Here is a 15246-nt window from a genome sequence, read left to right as displayed (position 1 = left end):
TACTATCTCTTTATTTTGAAACAGATTTAACGTACTCTTGTACAAATGCTAAAGCTTCTTCGACTTGAGCTGGGTTTTTACCGCCTGCTTGTGCCATATCAGGACGGCCGCCACCGCCACCGCCGCAACGAGAAGCTACTTCTTTCACAAGTTTACCAGCATGGTAACCTTGGCTAATTAAGTCTTTCGTTACACCTGCTAGGATGTTTACTTTATCGTCATTAACAGACGCTAATACAACAACTGCTGACTCTAATTTATTTTTCAGATCATCCATCATCGTACGTAAGTTATTCATATCTGCAACATTTACTTTCGCTGCTAATACATTCACACCATCAACTGTCATTACAGAATCAGTTAAGTTTCCAGCTTCGATATTGCTTAATTTCGCAGCAAGAGATTCATTTTCTTTTTGCAGTTGTTTCACTTCAGCAAATAGACCATCAACTCTTGTTAAAATATCTTTCGGATTTGTTTTCATTTTTCCTGCTGCTTCTTTTAATAAACCTACTTGATCGTTCATTAATTCGTATGCAGACTTACCAGTTACTGCTTCAATACGACGAGTTCCTGCACCGATACCAGACTCAGCAACGATTTTGAAAATACCGATAGAAGCTGTGTTATCAACGTGACAACCGCCGCAAAGCTCTAAGCTGTAATCGCCAACTTGTACAACGCGTACAACATCACCGTATTTTTCACCGAATAATGCCATTGCACCCATTTCTTTCGCTTCTTCGATTGCTTTTTGAGAAATCTCAACATCAATACTTTCCCAAATTTTCTCGTTTACCATACGCTCAATTTTTTCTAATTCGTCAGCTTGTACTTGACCGAAGTGAGAGAAGTCAAAGCGTAGACGTTCAGAAGTTACAAGAGAACCTGCTTGGTTAACGTGTGTTCCAAGTACGTCTTTTAATGCTTGGTGTAGTAAATGAGTTGCTGTATGATTTTTTACAACGCTACTACGATTTTTCGTATCGATAATAGCTTTTACAGCCGCATCTTTCGTTAATGTTCCTTCTTCGACAACAACTTTATGCAAGTTTTGGCCGTTTGGTGCTTTTTGTACGTCTTTTACAAGAACTTTCACGCCATCAGCAAGAAGGTAACCACGGTCTGCAATTTGTCCACCGCTCTCAGCATAGAATGGTGTTACATCAAGAATTAACTGTCCTTCTTCACCAGCTTGTAAGCTGTCTGTGTATTCGCCATTTTTCACAAGTGCAACAACGTTACTTTCTGTTGCAACTGTACCGTAACCAACGAATTCGCTCGCTACTTTAATTTCTCCAAGGACACCACCTTGAACTTGCATAGAATCAACGTCTTGACGAGCAGCACGTGCACGCTCACGTTGTTTTTCCATTTCATTTTCAAAGCCTTCATGATCAACTGTCATGCCAGCTTCTTCTGCATATTCTTCTGTTAATTCAATTGGGAAACCGTATGTGTCATATAGACGGAACGCATCTACTCCAGAAATAACAGTTGTTTTTTCTTCTTTTGCTTTTGCAATTACTTCAGCTAAAATCGCTTCACCATCATGAAGTGTTTCATGGAAACGCTCTTCTTCGTTCTTCACAACTTTCGCAATGAAATCTTTCTTTTCAAGTACTTCTGGATAGAAGTCTTTCATTACTTCTCCAACAACCGGTACTAATTCAAACATAAATGGACGATTGATGTTTAATTTCTTCGAATAACGAACAGCGCGGCGTAATAAACGACGTAATACATAACCACGGCCTTCGTTAGATGGAAGAGCACCGTCACCAACAGCGAATGTTACTGTACGGATATGGTCAGCAATTACTTTGAATGCCATATCTTTTTCTAAATCGCCATTACGATATTTTTCACCAGAAATTGTTTCTGTTGCACCAATCATCGGCATGAATAGGTCTGTATCGAAGTTTGTAGGCACATCTTGAACGATAGATGTCATACGCTCTAGACCCATCCCTGTATCGATGTTTTTCTTAGGAAGTGGTGTATATGAACCGTCTGGATTATGGTTAAATTGAGAGAATACAAGGTTCCATACTTCTAAGTAACGCTCGTTTTCTCCGCCTGGATATAATTCTGGGTCACTAAAGTCATTACCGTAAGCTTCTCCACGGTCATAGAAAATCTCTGTATTTGGTCCACTTGGTCCTTCACCGATATCCCAGAAGTTTTCTTCTAAGCGAATAATACGCTCTTTTGGAACGCCCATTTTCTCATTCCAAATTGTGAATGCTTCTTCATCTTCTGGATGGATTGTAACTGATAGTAATTCTTTATCGAATCCGATCCATTTGTCGCTCGTTAAGAATTCCCAAGCCCATGTAATTGCTTCTTCTTTGAAGTAATCACCAATTGAGAAATTTCCTAACATTTCAAAGAATGTATGGTGACGAGCTGTTTTCCCTACGTTTTCAATATCGTTTGTACGAATTGATTTTTGAGCATTTGTAATACGTGGATTTTGTGGGATTACACGTCCATCAAAATATTTTTTTAATGTAGCTACACCACTATTAATCCATAGAAGAGATGGATCTTCATGCGGAACTAGTGATGCACTAGGTTCTACTGCATGTCCTTTTTCTTGGAAAAAGTCTAAAAACATTTGACGAATTTGTGCGCCTGTTAGTTGTTTCATTGTATTTTCCTCCTTAAATATAAAAAACTCCCGTCCCTATAAAAGGGACGAGAGTTAACTCGCGATACCACCCTAATTATGAATTGATTACAATAACAATCAATTCATCACCTCATGGTGCCGTAACGTGGCAAGACGGCAGTGATTAGCTGCTCTCAGGATTAGCTTTCTGTTACCCTTCATTTAAAGCTTCTTTCAGCCATATGGAAGCTTCTCTCTATAAATGGACTGTAACGTACTTGTTCCGTCATTGATTTAATGTATTATATGACTAAATATAATAGAATTCTCTTAAGTTTGTCAATGTAGATAATCATTTATATTGGATTAATTACTTATTAATCATAAGTATTCTACTATTCATTCTTAACAGCCTTTTCATATAGTATGCATTTATTAATAAATCGGAATCTCCTTATAAGAATAATTTATATAAATTTCTAAATATTACCTTTTTTTGTTATAATTAAATTATTGTTAATAAAATAAAGGAGCGATCACAATGACAACCTTACTTAGCAAAGCTAAAAACATATTAGCGACTGACGAAACGATATTATTTTACGCAGCATGTTCATTAGACATATTTATTTATCGTTCCGTCGCAAGGCCAGGATTGCTAATTTTAACGAACAAAAGGCTATTCTTTTATGGGCCAGATGTAAGTAAGAATCCAATATTTGAAGAGTACTCTTTCGCAAAAATTTCTAATCTAAAAGAACAAAAGCGTCTTTTCAACAATCAAATTGTATTTATGTATGATAACGAATGGAAAAAAATAAAACATATTCAAACAAATGATGTGAGCTCCCTCGTTCAAAAGATACACGAGCAGCTTTCTAAATAAATATATGATTAGCCCTCTATTTCTTACATAGAGGGCTTCTATACTTACACATCTTCTTTTTTCAAGAGCGGTCTCACATGAACAATGACAGTGCGAATAACTGCTAAAATCGGAACCGATATTAGCAACCCTACAATCCCAGCTACCTCTCCCCCAACTAGTAAGGCAAGCATAATAATAACGGGATGCATACGAAGTGACTTACCAACGATGTAAGGCGATAAAATGTTACTCTCCACAAATTGCAAAATCGCAATTGTGATCCCCGCCTTAATAAGTAAACTCGTTGATACTGTTGCTGCAATCATTAACGTCGGGATTGCTCCTAAAATAGGACCGAAGTACGGGATTATATCCGTTACCCCAATAATAATGCCAAGCAATAATGGATATTTCATACCGATAAACCAAAAAGAAAGAGCTGATACTCCCCCTAATACTAAACAAACAAATAACTGTCCTCGAATATAACTTCCAAGTGATTTATCAATTTCTTTCGCAAGCATTTGCCCCGTACCTCGCCATTTACTTGGGACTAGTTTCCAAAAGATATGATAAAACTCACCATAATCTTTTAATATGTAAAATACAATGAACGGTATTAAGAAAATAATGAGCAATGAATCGAGTACACCACGAGCTGTACTCATCACTTTATTTAAAAGCGCTTGAATCTTCGTTTCCACACCCACAAAAAGTTGTTTCACCTTTTCATGAATGAACGAAGGGAAATTCGCCGTTTGTTCTGTAACGCCATCCATCCACGAATCGTACATTTTTGTAAACTGCGGAAATTGTTCATTAATCTCTTGTAACTGTTTAATAACGACTGGTGTTCCTTTATAAATCCCATAACCAATTCCGCCAAAGAAAAGGATATAAATGAGCAAAATGGCAAGTGTACGGGGCATCCCTTCCTTATGAATTTTTTCAATTAAAGGGTGCAATAAATACGCAATAAAACACGCGATAAGAAACGGCGTGATTGCTACTTTAAATACAAAAATAATCGGTGCCCATAGCGGCTTAATTTTTAAAAAGACGAGCAGACAAAGAAAAACAAGTAACAATAATCCTAAACGATATATCCAAATGATTTTAAGATTCTTCACATGAAAAACCTCCTCCACCTTTATTTTGAAAATAAATGGGGTAGGTTATGTGCGAAACTTTTAAAATCTTTTCATACGGACCATACTGTTTTTTAAAGACGTACATATAAATAACATAACAAGGACAACCACCCCTGAGAATACAGCATGAATTAATATAATCAGGAGGGCTAATTATGGTTTTATTTATGCTTGGATTATCAGCACTTTTTATGATTCTTGAATGGATTTGTATCGGGTTCGGTATTTGGAAGGGGTTCTTTATTCATTCCTCACGTAAAGAAAAAGCGAAGCAATTATGGCAGTATGGAATACTTGGCGTTGGCTGCTACGGTCTATCTTATCTTTTCTCAGAGATCGGACTTTTTTATTTGCATATGGGTGCATAAAAAAACTCCCTTGTCTACAAGGGAGTTTTTCACTTTATCGAAATGATTATAAGTAAGACTTAATCATCTTACGTGCTTTTTTCATATTGCGTTTTGAAAATACATCTTGCTTACGAGCATATTGATATGCTGCAGCTCCAACACCTAATGCGATTAATGAATTGCGTAGATTCAAAGTAAATCCCCCTTTTCGTTATCCGATCGTTCTTTCATTCTCATCAAATAAATCATCAAGAGAGCTTAGTGAACCATCTTCCTCAACTTGATGCGTATGGATTTTCCCCTTTGAAACCGATAATTCGATATAACAATTCCAGCAATAAAATTGGTTGACACCTATTTTTCCAATGTCTTTCCCTTTGCAATTTGGACAAATAAACATATGGCTTTCATCTCCTTACAGTCTCCCAGATTCTATTCGCCATTATGTCCAAACTGCATTCATTTATACATTTTACTGGAGCCTTTCAACGCTATGCGTTTGAAAGTTTCACTATATAATTTCACCTTGTTACATGAAATCATACGGTGAAATGTTTTCCACGTCCATTTCCTCGCCATTAACTGTGACCATCTGTACTTCTCCTTGTGATTCTTGCAAGCGACTAGCTAAGGTTGTTTGACGCATTGCATCATCAAGGCGATTTACACCAGATTGGAAAGCTGCTTCCTCTCCGCAAATAATAAGGAACTTCTTACTTCTTGTAATGCCCGTGTAAATTAAATTACGACGTAACATACGGTTGTAACTTTTCACGATTGGCATAATAACAATCGGAAATTCACTACCTTGTGATTTATGAATGGAACAACAATATGCATGCGTAATTTGATTTAAATCGGGCTTCGTATACGTTACCTCAATTCCATCAAATGAAACGATAATCATATCTTGTTGCTCAACGTTTTCTTTCGCATAAAACACCGAAACAATTTCCCCAATATCACCATTAAACACTTGGCTCTCCGGCTGATTCACGAGTTGCAGTACTTTATCGCCTCTTCGGTACACAACATCACCGTAAGCAATTTCTTTACTCTTTTCCCTCTTCGGATTAAATACTTGTTGCAGCGCTTCGTTTAATACATTAATACCAGCAGGCCCGCGGTACATCGGTGCTAATACTTGTACATCTCTTGCGCTAAAGCCTTTTGTTTTAGCATTTTCACAAACTTTTTTCACAACCTCAACAATTTGAGCTCCTGTACAGCCGATAAATGAACGATCTTTTTGATTTTGTGCTAAATCTGGTGGTAGAGTTCCATTTTTTATCGCATGGGCAAGTTGAATCACTGATGAGCCTTCCGCTTGACGATAAATTTCAGTAAGCTTCACTGTCGGAACTGCGCCTGCATTTAATAAATCTTTTAATACTTGTCCAGGTCCTACAGATGGCAACTGATCTTCATCACCTACAACGATAACTTGAATGTTCGTCGGCAACGACTTAAATAGCTGATTTGCAAGCCAAATATCAACCATTGAAAATTCATCGATAATAAGGAGCTTACCTTGGACAGGATCCGTTTCATTACGCTGGAAAGATCCTTCTGGCGTCCAACCAAGTAAACGGTGAATTGTGCAAGCTGGAAGTCCTGTCGATTCACTCATCCGCTTCGCTGCTCTTCCTGTTGGAGCTGTTAATAGTATTGGAAATGGATTATCATCACTGTATTCATTCGGATTTAACGATAACCCGTGTAGTGATGCATACATTTCAACAATCCCTTTAATAACTGTTGTTTTCCCTGTTCCTGGTCCACCTGTCAATAACATCATCGGTTTATGAAGTGCCGTTTGAATTGCTTCTTGCTGAAACGGTGCATATTGTACGTTCAGTTGTTCTTCAATTTCACCTAACGTTTTTAACACTTCTGCTTCTGGAAATGAAGGTGTTTCTTCTTGATTCATAAGCCTGCGAATAGACTTTACAACACCTTTCTCAGAGTAGAATAACGTTGCTAAATACACTCGTTCTTCTTCTATGATGACTTTCCCTTCACTTTGCATCGTTTCAATACAACCTATAATATCTTCCTCAGTCACTCTTCCTTCTTGATTGTTTAAAAGTGACATCGTTTCTCTTACAAGTTGATCTTTCCTCATATAAACGTGACCAAGTTGTAATGAGACATTCTCTAATGTGTAAAAACATCCTGCGCGTACACGGTCGTCATGATTACCCGATATCCCTAACGCACGCCCTATATCATCCGCTCTTCCAAAACCAATCCCGTCCACTTCTTCGATAAGTTGATACGGATTATTACGAATCACTTCTAATGTCATCTCTTTATATTGCTGGTAAATCTTAATAGAAAGTTTCGTTCCAAAACCGTAGCCATTTAAAAAGCTCATTACTTTCTCTAGCCCTTGATGTTCAACAATTGTCTCATATATTTCCTGAGCCTTTTGTTTATTAACAACACCATTTAATGCCTCAGGGTCATCCATAATTTTAGAAATAGCATGTTCTCCGAGATGGTCCACAATTTTTTCAGCTGTACGCTTTCCTATCCCTTTAAATAAATCACTCGCTAAATATTGCACCATACCTGCTTTTGTTTGCGGCAATTCTTTTTTAAATGTTTCAACCATATATTGTTTTCCATACTTTGGATGGTCCTTAAAATGACCTGTCAATGTAAACACTTCATCTTCATGCATGCGGGGAAAATGACCGTTTATCATTACTTTCTTTTCGTCATACGTTTCATTCGTTTCAATGACTTTCATACTGACAACGGAATAGAGGTTTTCTTCGTTGTGGAAAATGGTATGAAGAACTTGCGCTTTTATAAACTTTTTCTCTTCCTCAAACAAATCCATTGCATGTTGATTTCCCATTTTTCCTCTCCTTTCCGGTATTTTCACTTTAATGAGCAGTACATCCCCCACCTTTTTAGATGAGGGATAACTACCCATTAAACTATATTTTTATCTTATTCAGCTTCTTGCTCTAATAAACGAACGCCATTACCCGCTAAAAAGTGATCTGGCTGAATTTCAATTGCTTTCTTAAATAAAGCGAGAGCCTTCTCATTATTTTCCTCAAATACGTACGCAACACCTAAATTGTAATACGCATCTGCATGCTCCTCATCCATTTCTAATACCTTTTCAAAATAAGGTTTCGCCTCTTGAACGTGTTCTAATCGCGCGAAGCAAAGTCCGCACTGGAATACAGCTTCTACATCGTTTTCATCTAATTCTGTTGCTCTTTGTAAGAATGGTAGTGCAAGACGATCATTTCCAAGCTGTACATGTGTGATACCTAACATAAATGTTACATCAGCTGATTGTAATCCAGCTTGCATTGCTTGTTCAAATACAGCTTTCGCTTCAGTAAATTGCTCTTGGCCATAATATACATTTCCTAAACCATAATAGGCTGCTGCAGATTTATCATCTAACTCTAGTGCACGTTTATAAAATAAAATCGCTCGCTCGCTATCACCTAATACGTCTAATAAATTTGCAAAATTAATGTACCCAAGCGCATCTTTCGGATTTTCTTCGATTGCTTCTGTAAAATTTTTAGCTGCTTCTTCCCAGTTTCCTTCTTGCATATATTGAATACCTGTTTCAAGTTTGTTTGACATGTCCTTCACCTCTACAACAAATTATAACAAAGAATGTATTTTCCAAGCGAACGAAAATTCGCTTTATGTAAAAGAAACCTCTAACCGCTAATCGGCAGAGGCTTCTCATTTATCCTAAATAATCCAATTTCTTACCACTACGGTACACTTCATCAATTGTAGCACCGCCTAAGCACTCATCTCCATCATAGAAAACGACTGCTTGTCCTGGTGTAATTGCACGAATTGGCTCATCACAAAGAATACGAACTGTATTTTCATCAACGATTTGAACCGTTACTTTATTGTCTTCTTGACGATAACGGAATTTCGCCGTGCACTTAAATTCTGTTTCTTTTTCTTTGTTACTTACCCATCCTACATTCGTAGCAATAACTTCATCACCATATAGAAGTTCGTTATGGAATCCTTGATCAACATATAAAATGTTTTCTTTTAGATTTTTCCCAACAGCAAACCATGGATCACCATTACCACCAATTCCAAGGCCATGACGTTGTCCAATTGTATAATACATTAAACCGTCATGCTTCCCTTTCACTTCACCAGATAATGTTTGCATTACACCTGGTTGTGCCGGTAAGTAGTTACTTAAGAAATCTTTAAAGTTACGCTCACCAATGAAGCAAATACCTGTACTATCTTTTTTCGCCGCTGTCGCTAAGCCAGCTTCTTTCGCCATTTCACGAATTTGCGGTTTCTTTAATTCACCTAATGGGAACATTGTTTTTGATAATTGCTCTTGGCTTAATTGATTTAAGAAATATGTTTGATCTTTATTGTCATCAACACCGCGAAGCATTTTATATTCGCCGTCCATATAAGCAACGCGTGCATAATGGCCTGTTGCCACATAATCCGCACCAAGCGCAATTGCATGCTCTAAAAATGCTTTAAATTTAATTTCTTTATTACACATTACATCTGGGTTTGGTGTACGACCAGCTCGGTACTCATCTAAGAAGTACGTAAATACTTTATCCCAGTATTGTTTTTCAAAGTTTACTGCATAATACGGAATACCAATTTGGTTACACACTTCAATTACATCATTGTAATCTTCTGTTGCTGTGCAGACACCATTCTCATCTGTATCATCCCAGTTTTTCATAAAAATTCCGATTACATCATAACCTTGCTCTTTTAATAAAAGTGCTGCTACAGATGAATCGACGCCACCGGACATTCCGATGACAACGCGTGTTTCGTGAGGTAGTTTGTTCATCATGTCACCTCCCATGCTAATTTTGTGTTAATCGCTTCACGATTTTCACTGTTTCGTACGCCGCTTTTTCAATTTGCTCTTTCGTATTTCCAAGTCCAAAACTAAAGCGTACGGATGAACGTATTTGATCGGAGTCTTTTCCAAACATCGCTACTAATACATGTGATGGATCAATCGAACCAGCTGTACAAGCAGAACCACTTGATACTGCAATGCCAGCTAAGTCTAAGTTCACAAGGAAAGGTTCAATGTTCATTCCTGTAAAACTTACATTAAGTACATGCGGTAAGCGATGTTCTAAGTTTCCGTTTACCTCGAAAGTAATGCCTTCATTTTTGAAGACAGATACCATTATATCTTTAAACTCTTCATATTGGGCATTTTTTTGCTCACGAGTTTTTTCAGCTATAAGAATTGCATACTGAAGCCCAGCAATACTAGGCACATTTTCCGTACCAGCACGGCGTTTTCTTTCTTGCTCTCCGCCTATTAATAACGGTTCAAATTTCACATTTGCACCAGCGTATAAGAAACCTACACCTTTTGGCCCGTTAATTTTATGAGCTGAAATTGATAATAAATCAATACCAAACTCTTTCACATTAATTTCTACTAAACCGTAAGCTTGTACCGCATCTGTATGGAAATACGCTTGATGCTCTTTTAACAGCTTTCCTATTTCCACAATCGGTTGCATCGTCCCTACTTCATTATTCCCAAACATAACAGATACAAGAATCGTCTCTTCTGTTAATGCCTTTTGTATGTCAGAAACTTGAATGCGCCCTGTTTCATCGACAGGTAAATATGTCACTTCAAACCCTTCACGCTCTAACAATTCGCACGTATGCAAAATCGCATGATGTTCAATTTGCGTCGTTATAATGTGGTTACCTTTATGACGGTTCGCACGTGCTACACCGATAAGCGCTAAATTATCAGCTTCTGTACCACCGCTCGTAAATATAATTTCATTCGGATTCGCATGAATGCTGCGTGCACACACTCTTCTCGCCTCATCTACTGTGTGACGAGTTTGACGTCCATAAAAGTGAATACTAGACGGGTTCCCGAATATTTCTGTCATATATGGAATCATCTTTTCGACCACTTCTGGGTGAGTCGGAGATGTCGCAGCATGATCTAAGTAAATGCGTTCCATTAAATCTCCTTCTTTCCAAATCGTTTCACAAGGAATTAAATGTAAAACATATAGCCCCCGTGATTTTCTTCCTCATAACGTACTAAATCTTCTAACGTTGTACTATCTAACACTTCTTGCACCGCATCACGAACACGCATCCATAACTGGCGCTGCGCTGGCTCTTCTTCTTCTATCATTTCTACAACACTAATCGGTCCCTCTAATACACGGATTACATCCCCAGCTGTAATGTTAGCCGGTTGATCAGATAATACATATCCGCCATATGCCCCGCGCGTACTCTTTACAAGACGAGCGTTACGAAGTGGTGAAATTAATTGCTCTAAGTAATGCTCGGATAAGTCATGCGCCTGCGCAATTGATTTTAATGAAATCGGACCTTCACCAAACTTTTTTGCAAGATCAATCATAATTGTTAAGCCATAGCGGCCTTTCGTTGAAATTTTCATCTATTTTGCACCTCTTTTCAAATTTTCACTTCTATTGGTTATATCTTATTTATAAAAAGAACACAATTTAAAATCCTATGAAATTATAGCATAATATAGTATTATAAGAAATTTCAACTTGTGTATCAAAATGATAACATAAAATCACATTGAAAAACTCGGGAATTATTACAATTGAAAGAAAAATGAAAATATTATCCTTTATTTTTCCCATAAAACAGCATCCTATTTCAAATTTCGTAGAAAAAAATGATACGATAGAACGAGATTATATATTAAGGGAGACGGTCCAAATGAAACAACCACTCGCACATCGAATGCGCCCTACAAATATTCAAGAAATTATTGGGCAACAACATTTAGTTGGTGAAGGAAAGATTTTATGGCGAATGGTCCAAGCCAATCATTTTCAATCTATGATTTTATACGGTCCTCCAGGTACAGGAAAAACATCCATTGCCAGTGCAATTGCTGGAAGTACCGGTACCCCGTTTCGTCTATTGAATGCTGTTACTCACAATAAAAAAGATATGGAAGTTGTCGTACAAGAAGCGAAGATGCATCGACACCTCGTTTTAATTTTAGATGAAGTTCACCGTCTAGATAAAGCAAAGCAAGACTTTCTATTACCTCACTTAGAAAGCGGACTTCTTACTTTAATTGGCGCAACGACAAGTAATCCATTCCATGCAATAAACTCCGCTATTCGAAGCAGGTGTCAAATTTTCGAATTACACGCACTAACAGAAGATGATATTTTAATTGGGTTAAAAAGAGCTTTAGAAGATAAAGAAAAAGGCCTTGGAGAATATGCTGTAACGGTAACAGATGAAGCACTACATCACTTTGCAAACGCCTCTGGTGGTGATATGCGTTCTGCTTATAACGCACTTGAGCTTGCTGTATTATCTAGCTTTACTACAGACGATCAAGCGGCTGAAATCACACTCGAGATTGCAGAAGAATGCTTACAAAAAAAGAGCTTCGTTCACGACAAAGGCGGCGATGCTCATTATGACGTATTATCAGCATTTCAAAAATCAGTGCGCGGAAGTGATGTAAATGCAGCGCTCCATTATTTAGCACGCCTTATTGAAGCGGGTGATTTACAAAGTATTGGCAGACGCCTTCTTATTATGGCTTATGAAGATATTGGACTTGCTAGCCCACAAGCTGGACCACGTACACTAGCTGCAATTGAATCAGCTGAACGAGTTGGATTCCCAGAAGCACGCATCCCACTTGCAAATGCCGTTATCGAGCTATGCTTATCACCAAAATCAAATTCAGCTTATAAAGCACTTGATGCTGCATTACACGATTTACGCAACGGTCAAACAGGTGACATTCCAAGCCATTTAAAAGATAGTCATTACAAAGGCGCAGAATCACTTGGAAGAGGCATTGGATATTTATATCCACACGACCATCCAAACGGCTGGGTAAGGCAACAATACTTACCTGATAAAATAAAAAACAAGCAATATTATAAACCGAAAACGACAGGGAAATTTGAGCAAGCACTTTCTACTGTTTATGAAAGATTACAAACTTCGAATAAAACGAAAAATAAAGGGTAACATAAACGAAAACGTCACCATTATGGAGGCTTCGCTTATGAAAACACGTCAAGATGCATGGACAAAAGAAGATGATCTCCTTTTAGCAGAAACTGTTTTACGACATATTCGCAGCGGAAGTACACAAATAAAAGCATTTGATGAAGTCGGCGATACGTTGAACCGGACTTCAGCAGCTTGCGGCTTTAGATGGAATGCTGAAGTAAGGCCGAATTACGAAGATGCTGTGCAGCTTGCGAAGAAACAACGTAAAGAATTAAAGCGCTCTGAAGCTAAAATAGAAAAAAATCAGTTCACGAAAACGAAACAACTCGTAATCGATGCTGAGTTTTCTGAAGATATTACGCCAAGTAAACAAGAACTTACGATGCAAAATGTCATCTCATTTTTGCAAAACTTGGAGCATAATAACCCTTCACTCGCAAAGTTGCAAACTGAAAATGATGTATTACAAGCTCAGCTCACTTCTCTGCAAAAAACGAATCATGAACTTGAAACGAAATTAGCGGTACTCACAAAAAAACAACAAGCAATCGAAGAAGATTACGCGATGCTTGTTCGAATTATGGATCGTGCTCGAAAACTTGTTTCGGTCGAAGAGCAAGAAGAGCAAATTGCCCCGATTTTCAAAACCGATCAAAACGGGAATTTAGATATTATTTATTCTGCTGAGAATTAAAAACAGGGATGTCACTTTTTTGACTGAGTGACATCCCTGTTTGTTTTCGGTAAATCATATATATACATGTCGGTAAATGAAATTATATCAACGATTTTTCAAATATATCTATCACAACTTGCAATATATCAACGATTTTTCGAATATATCTATCACAACTTGCAATATATCAACGATTTAATAAAGGATATCGATTTAACGACAAAGATTGACAATAACATTCCTCCTTTTCATACAAGGAAACTCCTAAAACGGATTAGATATTTTTTACTAAAATGTTATTATAAACATATAATTTTAAAGGGAGCTGGTTACTATTTCTTTAATAGTCTTCAAAATAACACTCGGTGTTCTCGTCCTAACTTTGGCTCTTTTCACCATTAACAGTTTAAAAAAGACGTCCGCCTATACATCAGATAAATATGATCATTACTTACTAGCGTTACTTACATTTGAACTAGTAGTAATGCAAATATCCATATTTCTTTAATACATATAAAAAAGCATATATCCAAAATGGATATATGCTTTTCTTTTATTCTTGCCCTACACGTTTCACTTCTACATTTTTAATACGTTCACGTACAACGTGACTTGCCATAATTAAGCCTGCCACAGATGGTACGAATGCATTTGATGAAGGCGGTAATTTCGCTTTACGAATTTTTGCATTTTCGTCTGGTACGATTTCTTTACGTACTTCTTCACGAATTACGATTGGGTTTTCGTCAGAGAAGACAACTTTTACACCTTTTTTAATACCCTCTTTACGAAGCTTCGTACGAATTACTTTCGCAATCGGATCTGTGTGTGTTTTAGAAATGTCCGCAATACGGAAACGAGTTGGGTCCATTTTATTTGCTGCACCCATACTGGAGATAATTTTAATTTTACGACGTAAACATTGTTTAATTAAATGAATTTTGAACGTAATCGTATCAGATGCATCCACTACGAAATCCAAACCGTGCTTAAAGAACTCTTCATATGTTTCATCTGTATAAAACATTTCAAGTCCAATTACTTCACACTCTGGGTTAATGTCTGCGATACGCTCTTTCATTAATTCTACTTTTGAACGTCCTACAGTAGATACTAAAGCGTGAATTTGACGGTTTACGTTTGTAATATCTACAACGTCTTTATCAACTAATACAAGACGTCCAACGCCAGAACGTGCTAACGCTTCAGCTGCAAAAGAGCCTACGCCGCCAATTCCTAAAATACCGACTGTACTATTTTTTAATATTTCAAGTCCTTCTTTACCGAAGGCTAATTCATTACGTGAAAATTGATGTAACATTCAGCTCTACACTCCTATTACAAAAATGGTCTACCATGTATTCTAGCGTTTTTCCGACTATTTGTATAGAAAAAGTTATAGAATTCCTAAAAATACATATTTCGAAAATGAAAACATAGACCAGAATTTCATTTCTTCCTAAATACACGTTTAAAAAGGAGGATTTAGAGAACCGAGCAGATCGAGGCGCTGAAGCCAGGAGGAGCGCAGTGTAGAAATACTACTCGAGCACCGGACTAGC

14 protein-coding genes and 1 other annotated feature are annotated in these 15246 nt (G+C 37.3%); of the genes, 4 read left to right on the top strand and 10 right to left on the bottom strand.

All coding sequences use genetic code 11. The features are described from left to right. Positions 1-10: 10 nt before the first annotated feature. A complete protein-coding gene (gene alaS, locus ACTFR8_RS10750; protein WP_000811825.1) occupies positions 11-2653 on the bottom strand; it encodes an alanine--tRNA ligase in 2643 nt (880 codons plus the stop codon). 40 nt (positions 2654-2693) lie between these two features. Then, positions 2694-2913: a binding site (T-box leader), on the bottom strand. A gap of 242 nt (positions 2914-3155) precedes the next feature. On the opposite strand from alaS, the gene ACTFR8_RS10745 reads away from it, so the two are divergent. Further along, positions 3156-3500, top strand: coding sequence for a PH domain-containing protein (locus tag ACTFR8_RS10745; protein ID WP_000209579.1), 345 nt, complete (start codon positions 3156-3158; stop codon positions 3498-3500). Positions 3501-3544: 44 nt separating this feature from the next. Here the strand turns inward: ACTFR8_RS10745 and ACTFR8_RS10740 are convergent, their stop codons facing one another. Further along, the gene (locus tag ACTFR8_RS10740; protein ID WP_000793128.1) at positions 3545-4612 is read right to left on the bottom strand and encodes an AI-2E family transporter; all 1068 of its coding nucleotides are present in this window, start codon (positions 4610-4612) and stop codon (positions 3545-3547) included. A 176-nt stretch (positions 4613-4788) separates the two neighbouring features. Here ACTFR8_RS10740 and ACTFR8_RS10735 point away from each other — a divergent pair, with 176 nt between their 5' ends. Then, positions 4789-5001 (top strand): hypothetical protein, encoded by a 213-nt coding sequence (locus ACTFR8_RS10735; protein ID WP_000242535.1) that lies wholly within the window; start codon positions 4789-4791, stop codon positions 4999-5001. Positions 5002-5047: 46 nt separating this feature from the next. On the opposite strand, the gene ACTFR8_RS10730 is transcribed toward ACTFR8_RS10735, so the two are convergent. From ACTFR8_RS10730 to cymR, 7 genes are all read right to left on the bottom strand, one after another. Continuing rightward, positions 5048-5176: a YrzQ family protein gene (locus tag ACTFR8_RS10730; RefSeq protein ID WP_001053553.1), complete on the bottom strand. Its 129-nt coding sequence runs from the start codon at positions 5174-5176 to the stop codon at positions 5048-5050. Between the two features lie 18 nt (positions 5177-5194). Continuing rightward, positions 5195-5383: a hypothetical protein gene (locus ACTFR8_RS10725; RefSeq protein ID WP_000469281.1), complete on the bottom strand. Its 189-nt coding sequence runs from the start codon at positions 5381-5383 to the stop codon at positions 5195-5197. A 129-nt stretch (positions 5384-5512) separates the two neighbouring features. Next, positions 5513-7849, bottom strand: coding sequence for an SF1B family DNA helicase RecD2 (gene recD2, locus ACTFR8_RS10720; RefSeq protein WP_000528086.1), 2337 nt, complete (start codon positions 7847-7849; stop codon positions 5513-5515). A gap of 95 nt (positions 7850-7944) precedes the next feature. Continuing rightward, positions 7945-8604 carry a tetratricopeptide repeat protein gene (locus tag ACTFR8_RS10715; protein ID WP_000066407.1) on the bottom strand — a complete coding sequence of 220 codons (660 nt, stop codon included), beginning with the start codon at positions 8602-8604 and terminating at the stop codon, positions 7945-7947. Between the two features lie 109 nt (positions 8605-8713). Continuing rightward, positions 8714-9829 (bottom strand): tRNA 2-thiouridine(34) synthase MnmA, encoded by a 1116-nt coding sequence (gene mnmA / locus ACTFR8_RS10710; RefSeq protein ID WP_001038010.1) that lies wholly within the window; start codon positions 9827-9829, stop codon positions 8714-8716. A gap of 16 nt (positions 9830-9845) precedes the next feature. After that, positions 9846-10991 (bottom strand): cysteine desulfurase family protein, encoded by a 1146-nt coding sequence (locus ACTFR8_RS10705; RefSeq protein ID WP_000439893.1) that lies wholly within the window; start codon positions 10989-10991, stop codon positions 9846-9848. 35 nt (positions 10992-11026) lie between these two features. Further along, complete coding sequence (cymR, locus tag ACTFR8_RS10700; RefSeq protein WP_000704116.1) at positions 11027-11443, bottom strand: cysteine metabolism transcriptional regulator CymR; 417 nt, start codon at positions 11441-11443, stop codon at positions 11027-11029. A 293-nt stretch (positions 11444-11736) separates the two neighbouring features. Here cymR and ACTFR8_RS10695 point away from each other — a divergent pair, with 293 nt between their 5' ends. Together ACTFR8_RS10695 and ACTFR8_RS10690 are read left to right on the top strand one after the other, a co-directional pair. Further along, positions 11737-13023, top strand: a complete 1287-nt coding sequence (locus ACTFR8_RS10695) for a replication-associated recombination protein A (protein WP_000812919.1) — start codon at positions 11737-11739, stop codon at positions 13021-13023. Between the two features lie 37 nt (positions 13024-13060). After that, positions 13061-13702, top strand: coding sequence for an RsfA family transcriptional regulator (locus ACTFR8_RS10690; RefSeq protein WP_000857722.1), 642 nt, complete (start codon positions 13061-13063; stop codon positions 13700-13702). A 535-nt stretch (positions 13703-14237) separates the two neighbouring features. Here the strand turns inward: ACTFR8_RS10690 and ACTFR8_RS10685 are convergent. Further along, positions 14238-15005: a tRNA threonylcarbamoyladenosine dehydratase gene (locus ACTFR8_RS10685; RefSeq protein WP_000903177.1), complete on the bottom strand. Its 768-nt coding sequence runs from the start codon at positions 15003-15005 to the stop codon at positions 14238-14240. Between the last annotated feature and the right edge of the window lie 241 nt (positions 15006-15246).

The sequence above is a fragment of the Bacillus cereus group sp. MYBK15-3 genome (assembly GCF_051916765.1).
Lineage (GTDB): Bacteria > Bacillota > Bacilli > Bacillales > Bacillaceae_G > Bacillus_A > Bacillus_A cereus.
Note: the sequence above shows the minus strand (reverse complement) of the source record. Positions and strands in the feature narration are given on the sequence as shown.